Raw genomic sequence first — 23,684 nt, forward strand, 5'->3', positions numbered from 1 at the left:
GTTTCTATTTGTATGGTTACGTAATGCAAAGAATCAAAAAAAAAGCCGCTCTTTTGAGCGGCTTTTAAGTATTTGTTAGGAAACTAAGCTTCTTGCTTCTGTAACTCCGCGTCAGCGGCAGTTTCTTCTACTAAAGCATCAACAATGACCGCACATGCTGCATCACCAGTAATGTTTAGAGCCGTACGAATCATGTCGAAGATACGGTCAAGAGCGAAGAGTAGAGGCAGACCTTCAATTGGGATACCCGCCGCTAGTAGTACTGCTACCACTAGGAAAGAAGGGCCTGGAACACCAGCTTGACCAACCGCACCTAGTGTTGAAGTCACGATGATCGCGATGTAAGCGCCCATGCCTAGGTCGATGTTGAACAGCTGTGCAAAGAAGATAGCCACCAAGCCGTAGTAAATCGCATTACCAGACATGTTGATGGTCGCGCCCAGAGGCAGAACGAATGACGCAGTTGAGTTTTTCACGCCAAGTTCTTTTTCACACGTATCCATAGTGACAGGCAGTGTCGCCATTGACGACGCTGTTGATAGTGCAACTGCTTGTGGTTTTTTCATTGCAGACACGAATTTCTTCGCTGATGTCTTAGTGAAAACATGCACCATTGCAGGGTATACGATAAAGCCAAATACAAGGATTGCCGCAACGTAAACAACGAACAGTTTGAATACAACCATGAGTGCGCCAAAACCGAACGTACCTACGGCTTCTGCCATCAGACCAAAAACACCAATAGGTGCAATGATCATCACTTTATTGATCATCCAAACCATTGCATCAACAATGCAGTTCACGCCATTGATGATTGGTTCACGACGCTCTTTCGCTTGCTTAGAAATCGCAATACCAAAGAACATACAAAATACTAGGATCTGTAGGATGTTCGCTTCATTCAGTGATTGGAAAACGTTGGTTGGGATCATACCAGTGATGGTTGCCCAGAAAGTAGGTAGTTCACCTTTTGAAGCGTACTCTGCCGAGAACATGCCTTCTACGCCAGAAACGTCGATGCCCATGCCCGGTTGGAATACTTCACCCATAAACAGAGCCAATGCAACTGCTAGAGCCGAAGTTAAACCGAAGTAACCCAATGTTACCAAGCCAACTTTACCCGCAGACTGGCTGTTACCAAGACCAGCAGCACCAGAAATCAAAGCAACAGCAACCAATGGGATTACCAGCATCTTGATTAGGTTGATAAAGATAGCACCTAATGGCGCGAATACAGTCGCATCATGACCCATTAGAGCACCAACGGCAGTACCCACGATCATTGCAATGACGACTTGCACGCCAATGTTGTTTAGCAAACTCTTTTGTTTTAACACTTCCATAACCTCTGTGCTAATAAAATGTAAAATCCTAAAATTACCCACCAGCCTGTAATTGTTTTATGGATAATTATCTCGCCTTGCTTTTTACACGTATCGTTCACAATTGGCAATATGCAGCAGAAGCTTATTGATGAAATAATCGATATTTCATTGACGGGTGCTAATTTTTTGCACGATAGCAAACGATTGCCATCTGCTTAATGTATGAATTCTGTATCTCGATGTGTTCTTGAGTTATAAATCACATTTGTTGAAATTAGGTTAATGTTAATGGCTTGTTCAACGGCGGAGTTGAGGAAGGGCTTTGGTTTTTTGGTTTGATATTTATAACAATAATTAGCTAACACGCTCACATTTTGGTTCGTGCGGGTATCTGAATGTTAAATTTTTTACATTCTTGCGTTTTTAAATCTTGTAAATGTAATGTTAACAAAAGGCGGTGTGGCTTTTCCAAGCCTCCTAGTCGCCCATGATGCGTGACTCTCTTAAAGGAATTCACGAACAACAATGAAAATGACAAAGTTTTAGAGGGTAAGCCATTATGATGAACCTTGCTGCTGCCTTGCAGAGAAATGCTGCAAGTAAACCGAATAAAACGGCTTTGATATGTGGTGATAAAAAATTCACATACGCAGAATTTGACGCGATTGCGGGTAAGATCGCGACTTCGATGATTAAAGCGGGCATCAAACCGGGAGACCGAGTGGCGTTATCGTGCCCGAATTTGCCTTTCTTTCCTTTCGTTTATTTTGCGGTTCAGAAGGCGGGTGCCGTTACCGTTCCGCTGAACGTGTTGCTCAAATCTAGAGAAATCAAATACCACCTAGAAGATTCGAAAGCGAAGTTTTACTTCTGTTTTGAAGGAACGCCCGAACTGCCAATGGCGAAAGAAGGCATGAAAGCGTTTAAAGAGGTGGATGCGTGTGAAACGATGATCGTAATGACGCAAGATCAAACGCAAAAAGAGTACCAAGGTTTACCGACACTGACGTCTTTTATAGAAGATATTGAACCTTTGGCGGATTACGTTGCTCGCGATGCGGATGACACTTGTGTGATTTTGTATACATCAGGCACAACGGGACTGCCCAAAGGAGCAGAGCTCACGCAGCAAAACATTGTAATGAATGCGCTTGTGGCTCAGAACATCATGGCGAGTCAGGCTGATGATGTTCATCTAGTAACGTTGCCACTGTTTCATACATTCGGTCAAACCGTGCATCTCAATGCTAGCGTGCAAAGCGGTGCAACTTTGGTTTTAGTACCTCGATTTGATCCGAAACATGTGTTGGAGCTGATCGAAAAGCACCGAGTGACGCTCTTTGCCGGTGTGCCTACGATGTACATTGGTTTGCTGCATGTTGAACATAATTGCGATATTTCGTCGCTACGAGTAGCCATTAGTGGAGGCTCGTCACTACCGACAGAAGTATTTAAAACCTTTGAAGCACGATTAAATGTACCAATTCTAGAAGGTTACGGCTTGTCCGAAACCAGTCCGATAGCGTGTTTTAATCACCTTGATCAAGAGCGAGTGCCGGGCTCTGTCGGGCAACCGATTCAAGGTGTTGAGGTGAAAGTCGTTGATCTTGACGGTCATGCTCTCCCTGTCGGTGAGGAAGGCGAAATTATTGTGCGCGGGCACAACGTCATGAAAGGTTATCTTGATCGCCCAGAAGTGACGGAATCGGTGTTGCAAAGTGGTTGGTTCCATACTGGTGACGTCGGGCGATTTGATGAGTCGGGTAATCTGTTTATTGTCGACAGGATGAAAGACCTGATCATTCGAGGTGGCTTCAATGTGTATCCTCGTGAGATTGAAGAAGTATTCATGACGCATCCTGCGGTAGCGATGGTGGCCGTGATAGGTATTCCGCATCAAGAATATGGCGAAGAGATCAAAGCCTACGTGGTACTAAAACCAAATCAATTTGTCGAAGCCGATGAGCTGCAATTATGGGGGCGAGAGCAGTTAGCCAATTTCAAATACCCAAGGTTTGTCGAAATTCGTGAACAGTTACCGATGAGTGCTACGGGCAAGATCTTAAAGAGAGAGCTAAAATCGGAACTCGAAGTCGCATAAGTATGATGTCAAAGCCAGCGAAGCTCTCGCTGGCTTTTTGTTTGATCTACATGGTATTGGCTGGTGGTCGTTTTGGCTGAGTACGCCGGTTAGACCAAAGACGTGTTTGCATCTACAACTATTCCAACTGTTTGAGATACGCTTCCATTTTCAGCGGATTCAATATGGTAATACTGCCGTATTGCAGCCTAAGAATGTTCGAGTTTTCCAATTTCTTTAGTACCTTATGAACACTTTGTCGTGTTAGCCCCATCATGTTGGCGATGTGCTCACGAGTCACTTTCACTACACAAGACTGGGCACTTATAGGACGGTTATGTTGATATTCTGCCAGAAGTAATAACCGTCTGCCGATCCTCTCTTCTATACCGCGAATGGCGTCGTCTTCGATAACGGAAATAGCTGACCATAATCTGCGGCTGAGCAAATCCAGAATCACAGGGTAGCTTTGTGGATATTTGGCTAACAACTGCCGAAATTTATCGCCAGGTAGCTCTAATAGGGTTACGTCGGTATGAGCTGTTGCTCCGAAAATGCGTGGCATGCCGGGTGAAAATACATTGTCGCCAAACCATCCTCCGGTTTCGAAAATCATCAAGGTGACTTCTTTTCCTTTGGAACTTATCGAGTTAACGCGTACAGATCCATTGGCGATCACCATCAATGAAGAGTGCTGCGCGCCTTTGCTGCAAATGAGTGCTTTCTCGTCGAAGTGTCGTGCGCGAACGATTTGTACTGCTTCGTTTATTCCTTCCACTGGCAAACCGGCTAAAACAGGGCATTGCAGCAACAACGATTTGATATCTTCCATGTCAGTACCTTACAAAACAGGTTTGAACAATGGCATGTTATCACTTTATGGATTCGCTTCTTTAAAAGACGGTTGGAAGTGAGAGCATTGCGAGGTTTGCAATCAAGTTGATAAAAAACGCCCATTAACGAGAATCAATGAGCGTTTGCAGTGTTTAGCTTGTGGTGTCGATTACTTTTGAGTTGCCGCTTTCATTGCTGAGACAAATTCACCAAGCTTATCGAGCATGATTTGCGGTTGCTCTACGTGTGCTTCGATGATTTTTACGACTGCTGAACCCGAAATTGCACCTGCAGCACCCGCTTCAATGGCTTGTTTTACTTGTGCTGGTTCAGAAATGCCGAAACCTAGTAACGCTGGTGGTGCATCAAACTGGTTTAGCTTTTCAAGCATGTGGTCAACTGGCATGTTAGCTTTGGTTTCTGCACCCGTCACACCCGCGCGCGAAAGCAGGTAAGTGTAGCCGCCGCCTAATTCAGAAACTTGTTTTAGTGTCTCGTCACTTGCCGTTGGTGGTGCGATAAAGATTGGGTGGATTCCAAATTTCTCTGCCGCGGTTACGAACTCTGTGCTTTCGTTAGTCGGAACGTCTGCAATGAGAACGGAGTCGATGCCCGCTTTTGCACAGCGCTCGTAGAAGCTTTCAATACCGCGTGAGTATACAAGGTTGGCGTACATCAATAGACCAATTGGTAGGTCTGGGTACTTTGCTCGAATTTTTCCGATTTGCTCAAAACAGATATCCGGAGTTGCACCCGAATCTAACGCTCGAATGTTGGCACCTTGAATTGTTGGGCCGTCCGCCAATGGGTCTGAGAACGGAATACCAAGTTCAAGCGCATCAGCGCCAGATTCAACCAGTGTTTCCATGATCTTGTACGATTGCTCGGCGTTTGGATCACAAACCGTCACGAATGGTACAAATGCGCCTTGGTTTTTCTCGTTTAGGCGTGTAAACATCTTCTCATAACGGCTCATTAGATTACTCCTTTTTCTTCTAAGATGGCGTGTACGGTGAAGATGTCTTTGTCACCACGACCAGATAGGTTAACAACCAGTAATTGCTCTTTTTCAGGATTCTCACGAGCCATGCGCAGTGCATGTGCCAGAGCATGAGAAGATTCAAGTGCAGGAATGATGCCTTCGCTGCGAGCTAGTTCTTGGAATGCTTCTAATGCTTCATCATCCGTTACGTTGTCGTATTCAGCGCGACCGATAGCGTTAAGGTGTGCGTGCTGTGGACCAACAGAAGGGAAGTCTAGACCTGCTGAAACAGAGTAAGACTCTTCAACCTGACCATTCTCATCTTGCATTAATGGTGCCTTCATACCAAAGAAGATACCTGTTTTACCATGCTTAAGTGGCGCACCGTGTTGATCCGTATCGATGCCTTTACCTGCTGGCTCCACGCCAATCAGGCGAACGCTTTCTTCTTCGATAAAATCTGCAAACATACCAATCGCGTTTGAGCCACCACCCACACAGGCGATAACAGCATCAGGTAGGCGACCTTCACGCGCCAGAATTTGGTTTTTAGTCTCTTCACCAATCATGCGTTGGAACTCACGCACAATAGTTGGAAATGGGTGAGGGCCTGCTGCTGTACCGAGAAGGTAGTGTGCGTCTTCGTAGCTGCCTGACCAATCACGCAGCGCTTCATTACAAGCATCTTTAAGTGTTGCTGAGCCTGAATGGATAGGAATTACTTCTGCACCCATTAGTTTCATGCGGAACACGTTCGGGCTTTGACGTTCAACGTCTTTTGCACCCATGTAAACTCGACACTTGAGGCCAAGTAGTGCACACGCAAGTGCAGTTGCTACACCGTGTTGACCTGCGCCTGTTTCTGCGATGATTTCGTGTTTACCCATGCGCTTCGCAAGTAGCGCCTGACCAAGTACTTGGTTGGTTTTGTGTGCGCCGCCGTGAAGCAGATCTTCACGTTTTAGGTACAATTTTGTTTTTGTGCCTTTGGTTAGGTTACGAGTCAGAGTCAGTGCCGTTGGGCGACCAGCGTACTCTTGAAGGAGCGTCATGAACTCGCTGCGGAATTCTGGATCTTCTTGCGCGTCAATAAACGCTTGCTCTAGTTGCTCAAGTGCTGGAACTAGAATTTGCGGAACGTATTGACCGCCATATTCGCCAAAGTAGGCATTCAGTTTTGCCATTTTGATAATCCTTCTCGTATTTTTATAACTGCGAATAACTTTAGTAGTTGCGAATAGCGTGAAATGCGGCTTGCAACTTCTGTGAATCTTTTTTCCCCGGTGCGCTTTCTACTCCAGAGTTTAAATCTAATCCCAAGCAGCCTAATTTTGCTGCTTGCTGTGCATTTTCAGGCGACAGTCCACCTGCCAGCATGATTTGACTTGGATCGCCGATCAAAGACCAGTCGAACACGTGGCCTGTGCCGCCAGTTTGAGTACCAACTTGAGCATCCAGTAGGTGACGGTCAATGTTGTCTGCGAGCAAGGATGGCTTTGTATCCGCCACGCCGTAGGCTTTCCAAATCTCGACGCCAACGGGTAGTTCTGTTTTGAGCTGGTTGACGTACTCTTGATCTTCTAGCCCATGTAACTGCACGGCTTTTAAACCCAACGACGTTACGATTGAGGCGACATAATCAACGTCGTGATTTTGGAACACGCCAACATAATTAAGTGGCGCGCCGCTCATGGTTAGGCGAGCACTTTCAAAATCGACCGCTCGTTTTGATTTCTCAACGAAAATCAGACCACCAAATACTGCGCCTGCTTGATACGCTTTTGCCGCATCATCTGGGTGAGTCAGACCGCAAACCTTATTTTCACCTAGCGTTACTTTACGAACCGCAAGTTCTAAGTTGTCTTCCGCCATCAGCGAGCTGCCAATCAAAAAGCCGTCTGCATATTCTGCTAAGTCACGAACTTGTTGATGAGTGTAAATGCCAGACTCTGAAATAACCGTTGCGTTTGGTGCAAGCTTACGAATGGTTGGCGCAAGCTCTTTAGTTCGGTTTAAATCCGTTGTTAAGTCGCGCAAGTTGCGGTTGTTTATACCGATAACTTTAGCGCCAAGCTGAACTGCGCGGTGAAGCTCTTCTTCGTTGCTGACTTCCGTTAAAATGCCCATGTTTAGGCTGTGCGCAGCTTCTTCTAACGCTTTGTACTCTTCGTCATTCAGTACCGAAAGCATGAGCAATACCGCATCCGCGCCATAATGACGAGCAAGGTAAACTTGGTAGGTATCGATCATGAAGTCCTTACACAACACTGGCTGTTTCACTTGTCGGCGAACTTGAGGCAGAAAATCGAAGCTACCCTGGAAGTATTTTTCATCGGTCAGAACCGAGATCGCGTCTGCGTAGTTGTTGTAAACCGACGCGATGTAGTCCAAATCGAAGTCGTTGCGAATAAGGCCTTTTGATGGCGATGCCTTTTTGCATTCTGTAATGAATACGGTTTTATCGCCACTCAATGCATCATAAAAACTGCGATCTGACGGCAATAGATCCGACTGAAAAGTGCTCAGATGCTGTGATGCTTTTCGCTCTGCTACCCATTGGTATTTATCGCGAACAATTTTGGCAAGCACTTCCGCCATTTCTGCTTCTTTTTTTGAGACGTGCTCTGATAAGTTGTTTGCTTGCTGGGTGTTGAAGTCAGTCATCTTCATCTGCTCCTTAAGCGTGCGCGGCAAGTTGCTGTACCAATTGGAAAGCTTTGCCTGAGTTCATAGCCTCGATCGCTTGCTGCGTGTTGGCTTTTAAATCTTCGTGGCCGAATAAACGCATTAGAAGTGCGACGTTAACCGCGACTGCGCCTAATTGTGCGTCTGTACCTTTACCCGTCAGAATGTTGGTGATGATCGCTTTGTTTTCTTCCGGGTCGCCGCCTTTAATGGCTTCTAACGGGTGAGACTCTAGACCAAAATCTTCTGGCGTTAGGGTGTATTCAGTGATCTTGCCATCTTTGATTTCGGCAACCGTTGTTGTACCGTGAATGGCCACTTCATCCAATCCGCTACCATGTACGACAGCGGCGCGCTTCATACCCATTTGTAGCATGGTTTCTGCGATAGGACGAACCAGTTCTTCACTGTAGACGCCCATTAGTTCGATGTTTGGACGTGCAGGGTTAATCAACGGGCCAAGAATGTTGAAAATGGTGCGCGTTTTCATGGTTTGGCGCACAGGCATCGCGTGGCGAACGCCTCCGTGATATTGAGGCGCGAACAAGAAGGCAACGCCAATGTCGTCAACCGCTTTGCGGGTGTCTTCAGCACTCATTGCTAGGTTGATGCCAAACGAGTCCAGTAAGTCAGAAGAGCCGGATTTACTTGATACGCTGCGGTTGCCGTGTTTCGCGACCTTTAGGCCACATGCTGCTGCAACAAAGGCGGCCGTCGTCGAGATATTGATAGTATTGTGACCATCGCCCCCTGTTCCTACGATGTCTGCAAAGTCGTAATCAGGGCGAGGGAACGGGTTCGCATTCGCCAGTAGGGCTTTTGCTGCACCGGCAATTTCATCAGGCGTTTCGCCTTTGATCTTTAATGCTGTTAATGCCGATGCCATTAAAATTGGATCAAGCTCGCCGCGAATAATAATGTCGAATAGCTGTTGGCTTTCTTCTTGAGTCAGTGACTGCTGTTCGTACAGTTTGTTGATGATTGCTTCCATAGTTTCTCTCCCCATTTCCTTATGCGTTATTTTTCTCAAGCGCCCATTCAATAGCGTTGCCCAACAAGGTTGCGCCGTAAGTCGTCATAATTGACTCTGGGTGGAACTGAAATCCGCAAACTTTATCTTGTTCCTGTACAACAGACATGACCAAATTGTCGACTTCGGCAGTGATGGTCAGGCTGTCTGGTACTCTTGTCGCAACCAAAGAGTGGTAACGCGCGATCGCCAGTGGCGATGGCAGGTTTTGATAAATTGCGTGGTCTTGGTGTTCCATCATCGACACTTTGCCGTGGATGATTTCACCCGCGCCAGTGACAGTACCGCCGTACGCTTCAACAATCGCTTGATGACCAAGACAAATACCAATCATTGGCACTTTGCCTTTCATTCGTTGAATCAGCTCTGGCATCGAACCAGCTTCTGATGGCGCGCCTGGCCCCGGTGATAGCAGAACGACAGGGTTTTCGAGCTCGTTTATTGCTTGTTCGATGGTTTCTGCCGGAATGTGGTTACGATAAATTTTGACTGAGTGACCTAATGAGCGGAATTGGTCCACAAGGTTATAGGTGAACGAGTCAAAGTTATCGATAAATACGATGTTCGCCATGTCTGCTACTCCTTGTTCGCAGGTTGAGAATGCGCTGCTTGAATAGCAGAGATAACCGCTTGAGCTTTTCCGCGTGTTTCATCGGCTTCCGCTTGAGGGTCAGAATCGAATACCACGCCTGCACCTGCTTGTACTTGAGCAATGCCGTTTTCCACGTAAGCCGAGCGAATCACGATACAAGTGTCGAGCGTGCCTTCTCCTGTCAGGTAGCCTACCGCTCCGCCATAGCTGCCACGACGAGCACCTTCAACATCGCGAATCAGTTGCATTGCACGAATTTTTGGCGCCCCAGTTAACGTGCCCATGTTCATACAAGCTTGGTAAGCGTGCAAAGCATCAAGGTCATCGCGCAACTGGCCAACCACGCGAGACACCAAGTGCATAACATGGCTATAGCGGTCGACTTTAAGGAGATCGGCAACATGACGAGTACCAGCTTGCGAGATGCGCGCTACATCATTACGAGCTAGGTCTACCAACATCATATGTTCAGCGTTCTCTTTTTTGTCGCTACGCAGTTCAAGTTCAATACGGCTATCTAAATCAAAATCGATTTCGCCATTTGGACGTTTACCGCGACGGCGAGTCCCTGCAATTGGGTAGATCTCTATTTGGTTGGTGTCGGTTTCATACTTCAACGCACTTTCTGGAGACGCACCAAACAAAGTGAACAGCTCGTCTTGCATGTAGAACATGTAAGGGCTTGGGTTGCTTTGCTTTAGCTCTTTGTAAGCTGCCAACGGAGAAGGGCAAGGCAATGTGAATCGACGAGAAGGAACCACTTGGAAAATATCGCCTTTTACCACGAATTCTTTTAGATCACGGACGATTTGACAGAAGTCTGGATCCGAAACGCTTGGTTGAGCTGTGATATTGGCCACTTGCGTTGCGTCTGGAAGACGCTTTGGCGATGTGCATTGAGCTCGGATATCTTCGATTCGGCTTTCTAGCGCTGCTTTTTGCGAGCCGTCAACGAACAATGTTGCTTGCAGTTGGCAGGATTCTGTTTGGTGATCTACAACCAGCAATGTTTCCGCGACATAGAAGACGTAATCCGGACACTGGTTTGTTGCTACCGCGTCTCCTAATGGTTCGAAGTTCGCCACCAAGTCATACGCAAATAGGCCACCAAGGAAAATGGCATGTTTGTCTTGCGAAGAAAGATCAAAACTGTGCTGTACCAAACGAAGCGCATCAAAAGAAGAGGCTTCTCGTAGACGAGAATCTTCATCAATCGTATCGCATGGTTGGATGAATTCTAAAGTCAGTGTTTCGCCGTCAAATTGGCTTGCGACTTCGCCACGTACGTTTTGATTCAAATGCGTCAGTAGGTTTTTGCCGTTCTCCGTTAGAGCATGAAAGCTGACGGTATGTCCATAACAAACGATGCGGACCGCAGAATCGACGATTAACAGCGATTTGAGATTCTGTTTAGAATCAATTTCAGCCGATTCTAAAAGCAAGCTATCCGTTTTATTCTCACAAATAGTATGGAACAGACGGGTTGGGTCTTGAGTGTAAGGAACAGAAGCTTTTAATACTTCCAGTTGTCCAAGTTTCTTAATTTCAATGGCCTTGTTCACAAGACCTCCTTGTAGCTGTTTTAATCGTCCTGCAGTACATAGTCGCATAAAGCAAACGTTCTCCCAATCAAGAGTTGGTCATATCCGATTAATGTTTAGGCAGTTGAATGTGAGTTGGGCGACAAAATAAAAAGCCCGCTTGAGTAGCGGGCTTTATGACGTTTGTTTTTCTAAACTAGAAGTACACGTTAGCCCACCAAGAACTTGTCCAAGTGCGCCACCAAGCAAGATCTGCTGAGTTTGTCTTATTAAGACAAACAGCAACTTTCGCTTTTTGGTTCTGGTTAAATTCTTGTAACATAGTGAGCCTTAAATTACGTGCTTTGTATTTATGTACTAGTTAACTAGTGCGAGAGTAAAAAGTCAACCCCAAAACAGCATTAAAACGACAAAAATATGAGAATTGATTTACATAGTCACACCACGGCGTCCGATGGTCGATTAGAACCGAAAGATTTAGTGGATAGGGCACTGGGTTTTGATATCGAGGTTTTGGCGATTACAGATCACGACACGGTTGACGGTTTAGCGCGTGCCAAACAATACGTTGAAGAGAACGACTTGCCGATAAAAATCATTAACGGTATTGAAATATCAACCGTTTGGCAGAATAAAGATATCCATATCGTTGGTTTGAATATTGATCCTGAAAATCCTGCATTAGCGGCATTGATTGAGCAACAAAAGCAACATCGTGTGGCTCGTTCTGAGCTGATCGCTTCTCGTCTGCAAAAGGCCACTCGTGAAGGGGTGTTAGAAGAAGTTCAGCAACTGGCTGGTGACGCGCCGATTACCCGAGCTCACTTTGCTAAGTGGTTAGTTGATAATGGTTATGCGAAAACCATGCAAATGGTGTTCAAAAAGTATCTCACTCGCAATAACCCAGGTTATGTACCGCCAAATTGGTGTTCAATGAAAGAGGCTGTCGATGCTATCCATGCTGCTGGTGGTAAAGCGGTATTGGCGCATCCGGGCAGATATCAGTTGACAGCAAAGTGGATTAAGCGTCTTCTAGCTGCGTTTGTTGAGGCTAACGGAGATGCAATGGAAGTTGCTCAACCGCAGCAAGCACAACAAGAAAGACGCAACTTGGCTGATTATGCTATACAATACAAACTATTAGCCTCTCAAGGCAGCGATTTTCACTATCCATCTCCTTGGATGGAATTAGGCAGAAACCTGTGGTTACCTGCAGGTGTTGAACCCGTTTGGAAAGATTGGGGCATCGATCCTTCGTTGGATGTATCCAAGTAACGTCAAGACGTTAGTTTCAGCGAGAATGACTTGGGTATAATGCTCAACAAGACGGCATTCAAGCTCCACAAAAAATATAGAGCCGAGAGGCTCGATAATGAGGAATTACAATGAGCCAGTTTTTTTACGTTCATCCAGAAAACCCACAGGCTCGCTTGATCAATCAAGCAGTAGCAATCATTCGTAATGGCGGTGTCGTGGTTTACCCGACAGATTCAGGGTATGCACTTGGTTGCCAATTGGAGAACAAACAAGCGCTAGAGCGCATTTGTCAGATTCGTCGCTTAGATGATAAGCACAACTTCACGTTGTTGTGTCGCGATTTGTCAGAAATTTCTCTGTATGCGCGCGTGGACAACGGAGCATTCCGACTACTGAAAAACAACACTCCTGGTCCTTACACGTTCATCTTCAAAGGTACGAAGGAAGTTCCTCGTCGCTTGATGAATGCGAAACGTAAGACTATCGGTATTCGTGTGCCAAATAACCAAATCGCATTGGATCTTCTCGAAGCACTGGGTGAGCCATTGATGTCAACGTCATTGATTCTACCTGGTAGCGATGTGACAGAGTCTGATCCGGAAGATATCCGCGACAAACTTGAACATGCAGTTGATGTGATCCTGAATGGTGGTTACTTAGGTGAGCAACCTACTACAGTGATTGACTTCAGCGAAGGTGAGCCAGAAGTGGTGCGAATTGGTTCTGGCGATCCATCACCATTCGAATAAGTTGAAATACCAACATAAACAAAAGGAGGCTATCAGCCTCCTTTTTCATTATTTATACTTGAGCAGTTTTTACGCCGAGTAAAGATAGCTTATGCGAATTCGAAAATGTCGATACCGTGGTGTTCAGCATAGTTTATGTAAGCTGAATTAACGCCATTTAGCGTGACTTCTACGTTGTATTCTTCGTTAGAGAATACTGCCCAACCACATTCGTTGTAGCTAAGGGTCAGATCATCCGCCGAATCTAGGAAAGTATCGCGAATGCCATCACCATCTGTATCTTTACCCAAATCAAAGACCAGTTTGTCGTGGAAGATATTAAAGTCGAGAACATCGGCTTCTATCTCAATGTCATTGGAGGATACCGGTTGATCAGGAACGCCAATCGCCAGACGGTTGGTAAAGACAAATGTGTCGTCACCACAGCCCCCGCTCAACACTGACTCGCCATCGCCGATCACAAGCGTATCGTTACCCCAGCCCCCACTGAGGAAGTTGTTGCCTGAATAGTCGAAAATAACATCATCACCGCATCCACCGAACAATGAATCATTACCTAGACCACCTGAGATGAAGTCATTCCCAAAACCGCCAGAAATAAAATCGTTGCCACGACCGCCTAGCAGAGTGTCGTCTCCCCAGCCGCCAAAAATATAATCATTGCCGCCGTAGCCTACAAACTTATCATTACCGCCAAATCCGAAAAAGATGTCGGTGGTTTCAGAGCCTTTTGTTCCTGTTAAATCGTCATCTCCGGATGTGCCAAAAATCCAATTTAGGTCAAGATTTGTCTTAGACATTTTTTATTCCTTTTATCTGATTACCATAGCCAGCAAGCTAAATGGGTTATTGTTGTTATAACCCTGACAATTTTATCAGCTGAGACCGTTTGAAAGAGGATAGGAACGACCCATAATAGTTCGATTCTGCATGGGAATATCTCATACTTAGTAGGACAAAAGTTGGGCCGAGAGTTTGTCTTGAACGGTAAATTGTGGGCGGAGAATTAGCAGGATTTCACTTACATTAAATGCAAGAATCGCGTATAATGACCGACCGAAAAATCCCATCTACATGGGTAACTTGCACAATGAAGGCCAATTCTGGTCTCGACGTCTGTGAAGACGACACATAGGTAGATAAATGAGCGAAAAGTTACAAAAAGTATTAGCACGTGCTGGACACGGTTCTCGTCGTGAGATCGAATCGTTAATTAAATCCGGACGCGTAAGCGTGAACGGTGTGGTCGCTAAACTTGGTGAAAGACTGGAAGATGAGAGCAGTGTAGTTCGTATCGATGGTCACATTGTATCTGCAAAGGTTCAAGAAGAAGTGATCTGTCGTGTACTTGCGTACTACAAGCCTGAGGGTGAGCTGTGTACTCGTCATGACCCAGAAGGCCGTCGCACGGTTTTCGACCGTCTGCCAAAAATTCGTGGCTCTCGTTGGATCTCTGTTGGTCGTTTGGATGCAAACACGTCTGGTCTGCTACTTTTCACTACTGATGGTGAATTAGCAAACCGTCTAATGCACCCAAGTCGCCAAGTTGAGCGTGAATACCTAGTGCGTGTGTTTGGTGAAGTAACCGAACAAAAAGTTCGTAATCTAGTAAAAGGGGTTGAACTGGAAGACGGTTTAGCTCGCTTTGAAGACGTTGTCTACGCAGGTGGTGAAGGTATGAACCACACTTTCTACGTAGTGATCAACGAAGGTCGTAACCGTGAAGTTCGTCGTCTATGGGAATCTCAAGAGTGTACCGTTAGCCGTCTGAAACGTGTTCGTTACGGTGATATCTTCCTAGACAAAAAACTGCCTCGTGGCGGTTGGATGGAACTGGATCTGAAAGAAGTAAACTATCTGCGTGAGCTTGTAGAACTTCGCCCAGAGAAAGAAACCATGCTAGATTTGAGCAAGGATAATACGTCACGTAAGCGTGAACGTGCTCGCAGCCAAAAAATCCGCCGCGCGGTTAAGCGCCATGAAGAACGTGTAAGCACGTCTAAAGGTCGCAGCAACAATCCTGCTCGTCGTAAGCCAAAGAAAAATGCTGGCGAACAAGGTGCACGCAATAAGCATCGTTAATCGAGAGCGAAAAACGAAAATCAGAAAGGCTTGCCAATTGGCAGGCCTTTTTCTTATACGCAAAAAGGCCAGTTTTCTATCTTCGGTGATGTTTGAAGATAAAAAAACACCAGCACTAGGCTGGTGTTTTTATTCATAAGAGAAGGAGCGTTAGTCGCGCTTCCAAAGCATATGGCAGAACTTATGTTCTGGGTCTCGGCTGATTAGCATACGAGCGAATACGTCATCAAGTACGTCATTTTCTTCGTTTACTAGGCCGATTCTAACTTCTGCATACACTTCTTTGTCGACCTCAAAGCCCACATGTTCAACCCAGTCTTCACCAGTTTCAACAAGTTCTGCGGCACCGCGATCTTCAAATTGAGCAGTAAACAGAATTACATCAGCTGGCTCTAGATTGTCTGGAGCCATTTCAAGGAAGATGTCGTACGCTGCGTCGATAACGTCGTCGTAAGAAATCAAATCAGACATGCTTATGCTCGGCTCATGTATTTACGTTCAGCAGTGTTGATAACTACACGGTCACCAGTTGCGATGTATTCTGGAACTTGAACCACTAGACCTGAAGCAAAACGCGCAGGTTTAGTACGAGCAGAAGCTGAAGCGCCTTTGATTGAAGGGTCAGTTTCTTCGATGACTAGTTCAACAGAAGAAGGCAGTTCAAGACCTACAGCAGAACCGTCCACAAGGATAATGTGAATACCTTGAGTGTCTTCGTTGATGAACAACATGTCGTCTTCAACTTCATTGTGTTTGAATGTGTACTGTGAGTAGTCTTCGTTATCCATAAAGATATGCTCATCGCCGTCAGCGTATGAGTACACAACTGCACGTTTGTTCATCTCGACTGTTTCTACAACGTCATCAGACTTGTAACGCTCGTCTACGCGTGCGCCAGTTGTTAGATCTGTACAACGCATTTTGTAGATTTTAGCGCCGCCACGACCGCCAGGAGTCGTTACTTCGATGTCTTTAACTAGAAGAGTTTTACCATTAGACTCGATTGCGAAGCCTTTTTTGATTTCACTTGCCTTTGGCATTGTATATTCCTATTCATACTTATTAAGCAAAACTCGCTGATTATAGCGCTAAGTTTGTTGTGTGGCACCAAAATTAATCGTGATTGTTGAATCAAGATTAAACGTTTGATTAGGCTTGATTCCGAATAGGGGCTAGGGGATCATAAGCCAATCTTACTGACAAACTTTGAGCGCGCTTTTTAATCCATGTCTCTTCCAGTTATCGATCCTAAACAACCTTTTCAACCAGAGTTTGCTCCTTTAATCAAAGAAGTGTTGATGTGCCTAACAGGCGGTCTAGGGCAAAATCTTCACAGCGTTTATGTGTACGGAAGTGTTGCGCGAAAAACGGCAATAGCAGGAAAGTCCAACCTGGATTTAGTTGTGGTGACAAAGTCGACGTTTGAGAACAACCGAGCGACGCTGCTCAATACTATAAAGTGGCGAGCTCAGCAAGATCACCCGCAAGTCAAGGGAGTGGCGATAAGAACGGCACTTGTTAGCGAAGTTGTCAATCTTGATAGCATTTTTACTTGGGGCTTTATGCTCAAGCACTGCTGTGTTTGTGTGCATGGCGATGACTTGGCAGATTGTTTTGGCGACTATGTGCCGAGTTGGGAAATTGCTAAGCACTGGAATATGGATGTTGAAGAATGGCTAGCGGTGTATCGAGCTAAGATTGTTCAGGCGACAAGCCTTGAGGAGCAAGTTCGTGCGCAGGTAGTCATCGCTAAAAAGTTATTAAGAGCTTCTTACTCTTTGGTGATGTATCGCGATAAGCGCTGGTTTGATGATCCAATAGAATGTGGTGAAGTGTTTTTGCAATATCATCCCGAGAAAAAACTGGAGATTGAACGCCTCTGCATATTGTTATCTGGAAGGCCAATTCCCAAGCGTTCGGTCATTGGCCTAATTGATGCTTTCGGTGGCTGGCTCGTGAAGCAGTACCAAAAGACTGAGTTTCGTATTGGTTAGAACAGTCCCATCTGTGGTGCTGAGAGGGTTTCAAAGTCTGTGCCGATAAATGGCAGAATCGCATCTGCAACAGGCCTTAGCTGTTTGTCGATGTAGTGCTGGTAGTCGATAGGACTGTTACGGTATTCATGAGGCTCAGGGCCATTTAGGGTAATCAAATACTCTATGCGCCCACGATTTTGATACTGTAAAGGTCGACCAAGCTTGGCATTAATGTTGTCGGCTAAACGTGCTGCACGCACTTGAGGTGGAATGTTTTTTTGGTACTCATGCAGCTTTCGGCGTAGTCGCTTTTGATAAACCAATTGGTCATCAAACTCCCCATTATTGGTTTTTTCTACTACTTCACGCACATAGTCACTCGGGTCTTCGCCGTGAAATACCATTCGATAGAGCGTGTTTTGGAATTTTTGCGCTAATGGCGTCCAGTCGGTACGCGCACTTTCTAGCCCTTTGAATACAATGCGCTCTTGTTCTCCTTCACCAATTAAACCCGCATAACGTTTTTTCGAGCCCGTTTCCGCGCCACGAATAGTTGGCATCAGAAACTTGCGGTAGTGAGTTTCATATTCAATTTCAAGCATTGAAGTGAGGTTGTACTCAGCGCGAAGATGCTCTTGCCACCAAGAGTTTATGTATTCAACCAAGTGATTGCTGACTTCATCCGCTTCCGCTTGGCTGTATGAACCATTCAAAGAGACAAATGTTGAGTCTGTATCTCCATAAATCACTTGATAGCCTTTGTTTTCAATCAGCACTTTAGTTTGCTTCATGATTTCATGCCCACGCATGGTGATGCTGGAAGCTAATCGAGTATCAAAGAAACGACATCCCGATGAGCCCAATACGCCATAAAACGAGTTCATGATGATTTTGATTGCTTGAGAAAAGGCTTTCTCGTTGTTTTTCTTCGCAACATCTCGTGCCGCCCAAAGCTTTTCGATCATCTCTGGCAAAAAGTGTTTCGAACGATGAAACTGACCACCACGAAAACCAGGCACGGCTTGATCGTCATCCTTACCAATGTCCAGTAATAAACCCTCGACCAAACCCATAGGGTCGATCAAGAAAGAGCGAATAATAGAGGGATATAGACTCTTAAAATCCAGCACTAAAACTGAGTCATAAAGGTTAGGGATTGAGTCCATTACGTAACCGCCGGGACTCGCAATCCAGTTTTCAGGGTGCAAATTGGGTGCGACGTAACCTGCTCGATGAATTTGTGGCAAATAAAGATTGGTGAACGCCGCGACTGAGCCTCCGACGCGATCCAACTCAACTCCCGTCAACCTCGATCGTTCAATAGCAAACGCGAGGAGATGAGTGTGTTCGAAGATTTTGTTTACTAGCACGCAATCTTGAAGGTTGTATTTGGCAAGTGAAGGCTTATCGGAGCGATACATGCGATTGATTTCGTCCATACGGTCATGCACGTTATGGATCTCTTTGCCTTCACCGAGTAGTTCTTGTGAAACCGATTCTAATGACCAAGACCGAAAGTGATAAGTCGCGGTTTTTAGTGTATCGATGCCATCGAGTACTACACGTCCGGGAATTGAGATAAACCCCTGTTGGCTTTGGGATGAGCTACGAAAGAAGCTTGGCTGATCGGCGCGACCCAACATCAACTTCATGTTGTGCCGTTCCGCACGTTTATGAAGGAGACGAAAATCGAAGTCGATAACGTTCCAACCAACAATAGCATCAGGATCGAACGACTTAAACCAAGCAATCAATGCTTCGAGTAGTGCTTTTTCATTTTGAACCCATTGAATATTTGTTTCAGCTGGTTCTGGTTCTCCAATCATAATGACTCGAGAGTCATGAGGGCTATCCAAACCGATGGAGTATAGAATGCCTTTTTCTGAACACTCCAAGTCTAGCGAAACGACATGCAACTTAGGCTCATAGTCACCACTTCGACACTTTGCATTCTGGATACGATGAAAGCCATTTCGCGATTGCTGATGACCTGTAAACTCCACACTCCCTTTAATAAAGCGCTCCATTAGATAGCGGTCAGCGAGTCGTATATCGCCTTCGTAAGTCACGATATCTTGCTGTGAGAGCAGATCTTGTAATACGAGTGCTTCTTTGGTTACTTTCGTATAGCAAGCTGCGAGAGGGGTATGCTCGAACGTTTTCAGTTCAAGAGTTCGAATTTCAACTTGAATACTTTTCGATAGCGCCAGGTTTTGGGTTTGCTCAATGTACTCTTGAGCGATGAAGAACACGGGTTTCTCACCATTGATCAATAGTTGAGTCGGACCTGCTTCTGTCGCGAGCCACAACTCTATCTGAGTTTGGCCTTTGATGTCTCGTGCTTGGCGAGTAAGTAGGAAACCTTGTTGGATGTTCAAAAGAGAGAAACCTTATAAATTTTTCAAGTCGCCATTCTAACATTATGGACTGTAAAAATAACCAGTAATAGAAAATGGAATTAGATACTTCTGCATAGTTACTTCTGGCTTGTTTAATCGGAGGTTTTTAGCAATTACAAATGGCTTAAAAAAGGATTTCTAGTTAACGATTTCTGTATATTAAACCACCAGATCTGCCAGTTGTTTTCTCGTTTGCAAGTTAAGTGATTCTCATATATCGAGGTTATATGGATATAGATACTTGATTTGTTGGGGGTAATGTTGTTAATTAGTTTTTCCTAGATTTCGGCTCTGCACATCACGCTCTGAAATAATAGAGTGGTTTATGAATAAGTTCTTGCTAAAGTTTGCGTTTCAGCACATATTCATAGAAAGCAATTTATTGCCAAATACGTTAGTATATAGGCAGTCATACTGATATCCACATTTAGTAAAGTTATGTGGGTGCAGAGCCAATAAAAAGTGTGGAGATACAAGTTTGATTAATGTTTTCCTTGTAGATGATCACGAGCTGGTTCGCACAGGGATACGACGTATTATTGAAGACGTCCGTGGAATGAACGTAGCAGGAGAAGCTGACAGCGGTGAAGATGCAGTAAAATGGTGTCGCAGTAATCATGCTGACGTCGTTTTAATGGACATGAACATGCCTGGGATTGGCGGCTTGGAAGCCACCAAGAAAATTCTTCGCGTGAATCCAGATGTGAAAATCATCGTACTAACCGTTCATACGGAAAATCCGTTTCCAACCAAAGTGATGCAGGCTGGTGCTTCTGGTTATTTAACCAAAGGTGCAGGGCCGGATGAAATGGTAAATGCAATTCGTGTGGTCAATAGTGGGCAGCGTTACATCTCTCCAGAGATAGCGCAGCAAATGGCATTGAGCCAGTTCTCACCAGCCTCTGAAAATCCATTTAAAGATTTGTCCGAACGTGAACTGCAAATCATGCTTATGATCACGAAAGGTCAGAAAGTAACGGATATTTCTGAGCAACTTAACTTAAGTCCAAAGACAGTCAACAGCTACCGCTATCGACTGTTTAGCAAGCTGGACATTAATGGTGACGTTGAGTTAACACACTTAGCGATTCGCCACGGAATGCTGGACACCGAGACCCTTTAGTGTGAATCCTCCTTTCGATTCGGCTTCCTTTCTCAAGACAGTAACTCATCAGCCCGGCGTGTACCGCATGTACAACGCCGATGCTGTTGTTATATACGTCGGTAAAGCCAAAGATCTTCAAAAACGCCTTTCTAGTTACTTTCGCAAAAAAGTCGACAGTGAAAAAACACGCGCTTTGGTGAGCAATATTGCCAAAATAGATGTCACGGTGACGCATACCGAGACAGAAGCGCTGATTCTTGAACACAATTACATCAAGCAGTATTTGCCGAAATACAACGTGCTTCTGCGTGATGATAAATCGTACCCTTATATATTCATTAGCGGTCATAAACATCCGAGATTGTCGATGCACCGTGGGGCCAAGAAGCGCAAAGGCGAGTATTTTGGTCCTTACCCTGACTCAGGGGCGGTACGGGAAACGCTGCACTTGCTGCAAAAAATATTTCCTGTTAGACAGTGCGAAGATACGGTTTACTCCAATCGAACGCGCCCTTGCTTGATGTATCAAATTGGTCGCTGCGCTGGCCCGTGTGTGAGCTCGATTATCTCAGATGAAGAGTATGCAGAGCTGGTGGGTTTCGTCCGTCTATTTCTGCAAGGTAAAGATCAGCAAGTACTGAAGCAGTTGATAGAGAAAATGGAGGTTGCTAGTCAGCAACTTCGGTTTGAAGACGCGGCAAAGTTTCGTGATCAGATACAAGCGATAAGACGAGTCCAAGAACAGCAATATGTATCGGAAGACAGCATGGACGATATGGATGTGCTGGGTTTTGCGCAAGAGAACGGCATTGCTTGCATCCACATATTGATGATTCGTCAGGGTAAAGTGTTAGGCAGTCGCAGTCATTTCCCTAAGATTCCTCAAAACACGAGCCAACAAGAGGTATTCGATAGCTTTTTGACTCAGTACTACCTGAGTCACAATGAGGCGCGGACAATCCCATCTCGAATAATACTGAACCAAGAGTTGGCCGACGATCTCGAACCCATTCAAAAAGCACTGAGTGAAGTCGCAGGGCGTAAGGTTCATTTCCATACTTCTCCGACTGGTGCGAGAGGGAGATATCTTAAGCTGTCTAATACCAATGCACTTACTGCCATCACGACAAAAATCAACCATAAGATGACGATCAACCAACGTTTCAAAGCACTTCGCGAGACGCTGGGAATGGAGTCTATTATGAGGATGGAGTGTTTTGATATTTCCCATACGATGGGCGAGAGCACTATCGCATCATGTGTGGTCTTCAACAACGAAGGTCCGGTAAAGCAAGAATACCGACGCTATAACATTACTGGAATCACGGGTGGCGATGATTATGCAGCGATGGGGCAGGCGTTAGAGCGGCGCTACTCAAAGCAGTTGGACGTAGAAAAAATCCCTGACATCATCTTTATTGATGGTGGTAAAGGTCAGTTAAATCGTGCGCATGAAATCATAGCCCAGTATTGGGGAGATTGGCCTAAGCGACCAATCATGATTGGTATTGCCAAAGGTGTAACACGTAAACCTGGCCTTGAAACCTTAATTACGGTTGATGGCGAAGAGTTCAACTTACCAAGTGATGCTCCAGCCTTACACTTGATTCAACATATTCGCGATGAGAGTCATAATCATGCGATTGCGGGTCACAGAGCGAAACGTGGTAAAACTCGACGTACAAGCGCGTTGGAGGGGATTGAAGGTGTTGGGCCAAAACGACGCCAAGCTTTATTGAAATACATGGGTGGATTGCAGGAACTTAAGCGTGCAAGTGTTGAAGAAATCGCCAAAGTACCGGGAATTAGTCACTCTTTAGCAGAAATTATTTTCCAAGCATTGAAACAATAAGGAAAATCCAGCAACATAAACACGCAATGTGTAAGAGAATAATAAAATGCGTTTGAATATCCCGAACATTCTGTCCCTTCTTAGACTGTTCTTAATCCCTGTATTCGTGGTTGTCTTCTATCTGCCTTATTCTTGGGCTCCCTTTGCGGCAGCAATGGTGTTCTGGGTTGCAGGTTTTACCGACTGGTTAGATGGCATGCTAGCTCGTAAACTTGGCCAAACTTCAAGGTTTGGTGCGTTTATCGATCCTGTCGCTGATAAAGTACTGGTTGCGACAGCGTTGATTTTGATTACAGAGCACTACCACACCATTTGGGTAACTATCCCTGCTGTAACCATGATTGCGCGAGAGATTATCATCTCTGCATTGCGTGAATGGATGGCTGAAATCGGTAAACGCGCAAGTGTCGCTGTATCCTGGGTTGGTAAAGTAAAAACAGTTTCTCAGATGTTTGCATTATGGGTTCTGATTTGGCGCTATGACGAATGGATGGTTTGGCTAGGCTTTGCCGCTCTGTACGTCGCTACATTCCTAACATATTGGTCGATGGTTCAGTATCTTGCAGCAGCAAAAGATGATTTGCTGAACGAAGAACATCACTAAACGAGATTAAGAAAGCAGGTCGCTATGCCTGCTTTTTTTGTGCATTTCGAATGACTTTCTAAAAATAGAAATGTGATCTTAATCTTGTTTTTTATTCAGTCGGTGTTTGTTAGATTTGTAATTGTCCAATTATCTCTACTTGAAATGGCGAGAACCTACCCTAGCAGCGGGTGCTGAGTAGCCATAAACTCAAGATAAACAAGTGTAATTGGTCATGTTTTCGTATTAAAACTAATCAATCCACAGTCTTTCGCACAAAATCTGGTCAAACGATTTAAAAAAATAAAAATAGTGTTGACTCGATCGCTCGAATCCGTAGAATGCATCCCGTACCCAAGAGAGCGCGGCTTGAAAGGGTGGTGAAAAAGCGATGCTTACTTCACAAATGAGGCGCCTTGGCAGAGTGGCTATGCAGCGGATTGCAAATCCGTGGACCTCGGTTCGACTCCGGGAGGCGCCTCCATTATTCTTTTGAGAGTGAATTACTTTCGAGAATAAATGCGACACTAGCTCAGTTGGTAGAGCGCAACCTTGCCAAGGTTGAGGTCACGAGTTCGAACCTCGTGTGTCGCTCCAAATTATAGATATGGC

The 23,684-nt window shown here is 45.3% G+C and carries 21 protein-coding genes, 2 tRNA genes and 1 other annotated feature; of the genes, 10 read left to right on the plus strand and 13 right to left on the minus strand.

What is annotated here, in order from left to right; genetic code table 11:
* Window positions 1-83: 83 nt before the first annotated feature.
* The gene (locus tag ACF8OV_RS17355) at window positions 84-1,343 is read right to left on the minus strand and encodes a dicarboxylate/amino acid:cation symporter (protein WP_021484952.1); all 1,260 of its coding nucleotides are present in this window, start codon (window positions 1,341-1,343) and stop codon (window positions 84-86) included.
* Between the two features lie 541 nt (window positions 1,344-1,884).
* Between ACF8OV_RS17355 and ACF8OV_RS17360 the strand changes: the two genes are divergently transcribed.
* Window positions 1,885-3,426, plus strand: a complete 1,542-nt coding sequence (locus ACF8OV_RS17360) for a long-chain fatty acid--CoA ligase (protein WP_203504674.1) — start codon at window positions 1,885-1,887, stop codon at window positions 3,424-3,426.
* A gap of 118 nt (window positions 3,427-3,544) precedes the next feature.
* On the opposite strand, the gene ACF8OV_RS17365 is transcribed toward ACF8OV_RS17360, so the two are convergent.
* From ACF8OV_RS17365 to ACF8OV_RS17400, 8 genes are all read right to left on the minus strand, one after another.
* Window positions 3,545-4,237, minus strand: a complete 693-nt coding sequence (locus tag ACF8OV_RS17365; protein ID WP_203504672.1) for a Crp/Fnr family transcriptional regulator — start codon at window positions 4,235-4,237, stop codon at window positions 3,545-3,547.
* Between the two features lie 171 nt (window positions 4,238-4,408).
* The gene (gene trpA, locus ACF8OV_RS17370; protein ID WP_029833649.1) at window positions 4,409-5,215 is read right to left on the minus strand and encodes a tryptophan synthase subunit alpha; all 807 of its coding nucleotides are present in this window, start codon (window positions 5,213-5,215) and stop codon (window positions 4,409-4,411) included.
* Window positions 5,215-6,405 (minus strand): tryptophan synthase subunit beta, encoded by a 1,191-nt coding sequence (gene trpB / locus ACF8OV_RS17375; protein ID WP_203504670.1) that lies wholly within the window; start codon window positions 6,403-6,405, stop codon window positions 5,215-5,217. Before trpB ends, trpA begins: the two co-directional genes overlap by 1 nt.
* A 40-nt stretch (window positions 6,406-6,445) precedes the next feature.
* A complete protein-coding gene (trpCF, locus tag ACF8OV_RS17380; protein ID WP_031852165.1) occupies window positions 6,446-7,885 on the minus strand; it encodes a bifunctional indole-3-glycerol-phosphate synthase TrpC/phosphoribosylanthranilate isomerase TrpF in 1,440 nt (479 codons plus the stop codon).
* A gap of 13 nt (window positions 7,886-7,898) precedes the next feature.
* Window positions 7,899-8,897 (minus strand): anthranilate phosphoribosyltransferase, encoded by a 999-nt coding sequence (gene trpD, locus ACF8OV_RS17385; protein WP_021453300.1) that lies wholly within the window; start codon window positions 8,895-8,897, stop codon window positions 7,899-7,901.
* Window positions 8,898-8,916: 19 nt separating this feature from the next.
* Window positions 8,917-9,507, minus strand: coding sequence for an aminodeoxychorismate/anthranilate synthase component II (locus ACF8OV_RS17390; protein ID WP_140295270.1), 591 nt, complete (start codon window positions 9,505-9,507; stop codon window positions 8,917-8,919).
* Window positions 9,508-9,512: 5 nt separating this feature from the next.
* A complete protein-coding gene (locus tag ACF8OV_RS17395; protein WP_025501334.1) occupies window positions 9,513-11,090 on the minus strand; it encodes an anthranilate synthase component 1 in 1,578 nt (525 codons plus the stop codon).
* Window positions 11,091-11,215: 125 nt separating this feature from the next.
* Window positions 11,216-11,319 (minus strand) — a sequence feature (Trp leader region).
* The gene (locus ACF8OV_RS17400; RefSeq protein WP_005465085.1) at window positions 11,266-11,391 is read right to left on the minus strand and encodes a trp operon leader peptide; all 126 of its coding nucleotides are present in this window, start codon (window positions 11,389-11,391) and stop codon (window positions 11,266-11,268) included. (Overlaps the previous feature by 54 nt.)
* A gap of 95 nt (window positions 11,392-11,486) precedes the next feature.
* Here ACF8OV_RS17400 and ACF8OV_RS17405 point away from each other — a divergent pair, with 95 nt between their 5' ends.
* Both ACF8OV_RS17405 and ACF8OV_RS17410 read left to right on the plus strand, forming a co-directional pair.
* Window positions 11,487-12,344: a PHP domain-containing protein gene (locus ACF8OV_RS17405; RefSeq protein ID WP_005465084.1), complete on the plus strand. Its 858-nt coding sequence runs from the start codon at window positions 11,487-11,489 to the stop codon at window positions 12,342-12,344.
* A 110-nt stretch (window positions 12,345-12,454) separates the two neighbouring features.
* Entirely contained in the window at window positions 12,455-13,075 is a 621-nt protein-coding gene (locus ACF8OV_RS17410; RefSeq protein ID WP_005465083.1) for an L-threonylcarbamoyladenylate synthase, read from the plus strand.
* Between the two features lie 89 nt (window positions 13,076-13,164).
* On the opposite strand, the gene ACF8OV_RS17415 is transcribed toward ACF8OV_RS17410, so the two are convergent.
* Window positions 13,165-13,875 carry a calcium-binding protein gene (locus tag ACF8OV_RS17415; protein WP_023585313.1) on the minus strand — a complete coding sequence of 237 codons (711 nt, stop codon included), beginning with the start codon at window positions 13,873-13,875 and terminating at the stop codon, window positions 13,165-13,167.
* Between the two features lie 343 nt (window positions 13,876-14,218).
* On the opposite strand from ACF8OV_RS17415, the gene rluB reads away from it, so the two are divergent.
* The gene (gene rluB / locus ACF8OV_RS17420; RefSeq protein WP_005465081.1) at window positions 14,219-15,157 is read left to right on the plus strand and encodes a 23S rRNA pseudouridine(2605) synthase RluB; all 939 of its coding nucleotides are present in this window, start codon (window positions 14,219-14,221) and stop codon (window positions 15,155-15,157) included.
* Between the two features lie 150 nt (window positions 15,158-15,307).
* On the opposite strand, the gene ACF8OV_RS17425 is transcribed toward rluB, so the two are convergent.
* Both ACF8OV_RS17425 and yeiP read right to left on the minus strand, forming a co-directional pair.
* Entirely contained in the window at window positions 15,308-15,628 is a 321-nt protein-coding gene (locus ACF8OV_RS17425) for an HI1450 family dsDNA-mimic protein (RefSeq protein WP_005465080.1), read from the minus strand.
* A 2-nt stretch (window positions 15,629-15,630) separates the two neighbouring features.
* Window positions 15,631-16,197, minus strand: a complete 567-nt coding sequence (gene yeiP, locus ACF8OV_RS17430) for an elongation factor P-like protein YeiP (RefSeq protein WP_005465079.1) — start codon at window positions 16,195-16,197, stop codon at window positions 15,631-15,633.
* Window positions 16,198-16,383: 186 nt separating this feature from the next.
* Here yeiP and ACF8OV_RS17435 point away from each other — a divergent pair, with 186 nt between their 5' ends.
* Entirely contained in the window at window positions 16,384-17,151 is a 768-nt protein-coding gene (locus tag ACF8OV_RS17435) for a nucleotidyltransferase domain-containing protein (RefSeq protein ID WP_203504668.1), read from the plus strand.
* Here the strand turns inward: ACF8OV_RS17435 and ACF8OV_RS17440 are convergent.
* A complete protein-coding gene (locus tag ACF8OV_RS17440; protein ID WP_317675830.1) occupies window positions 17,148-19,511 on the minus strand; it encodes a DNA polymerase II in 2,364 nt (787 codons plus the stop codon). The two genes, ACF8OV_RS17435 and ACF8OV_RS17440, sit on opposite strands and share 4 nt — an antisense overlap.
* A 499-nt stretch (window positions 19,512-20,010) precedes the next feature.
* On the opposite strand from ACF8OV_RS17440, the gene uvrY reads away from it, so the two are divergent.
* The 5 genes from uvrY (at window position 20,011) to ACF8OV_RS17465 (ending at window position 23,669) form a co-directional block, all read left to right on the plus strand.
* Window positions 20,011-20,655: a UvrY/SirA/GacA family response regulator transcription factor gene (gene uvrY / locus ACF8OV_RS17445; protein WP_005386783.1), complete on the plus strand. Its 645-nt coding sequence runs from the start codon at window positions 20,011-20,013 to the stop codon at window positions 20,653-20,655.
* Window position 20,656: 1 nt separating this feature from the next.
* A complete protein-coding gene (uvrC, locus tag ACF8OV_RS17450; protein WP_005494715.1) occupies window positions 20,657-22,489 on the plus strand; it encodes an excinuclease ABC subunit UvrC in 1,833 nt (610 codons plus the stop codon).
* Window positions 22,490-22,535: 46 nt separating this feature from the next.
* Window positions 22,536-23,093, plus strand: a complete 558-nt coding sequence (pgsA, locus tag ACF8OV_RS17455) for a CDP-diacylglycerol--glycerol-3-phosphate 3-phosphatidyltransferase (protein WP_005494716.1) — start codon at window positions 22,536-22,538, stop codon at window positions 23,091-23,093.
* Between the two features lie 389 nt (window positions 23,094-23,482).
* Window positions 23,483-23,556: transfer RNA gene (locus tag ACF8OV_RS17460), tRNA-Cys, on the plus strand.
* A gap of 37 nt (window positions 23,557-23,593) precedes the next feature.
* Window positions 23,594-23,669, plus strand: a tRNA-Gly gene (locus tag ACF8OV_RS17465).
* The last annotated feature ends 15 nt before the right edge of the window (window positions 23,670-23,684 follow it).

Source organism: Vibrio sp. GLN_1, from assembly GCF_043106015.1.
In the GTDB taxonomy this organism is placed as follows: domain Bacteria; phylum Pseudomonadota; class Gammaproteobacteria; order Enterobacterales; family Vibrionaceae; genus Vibrio; species Vibrio parahaemolyticus.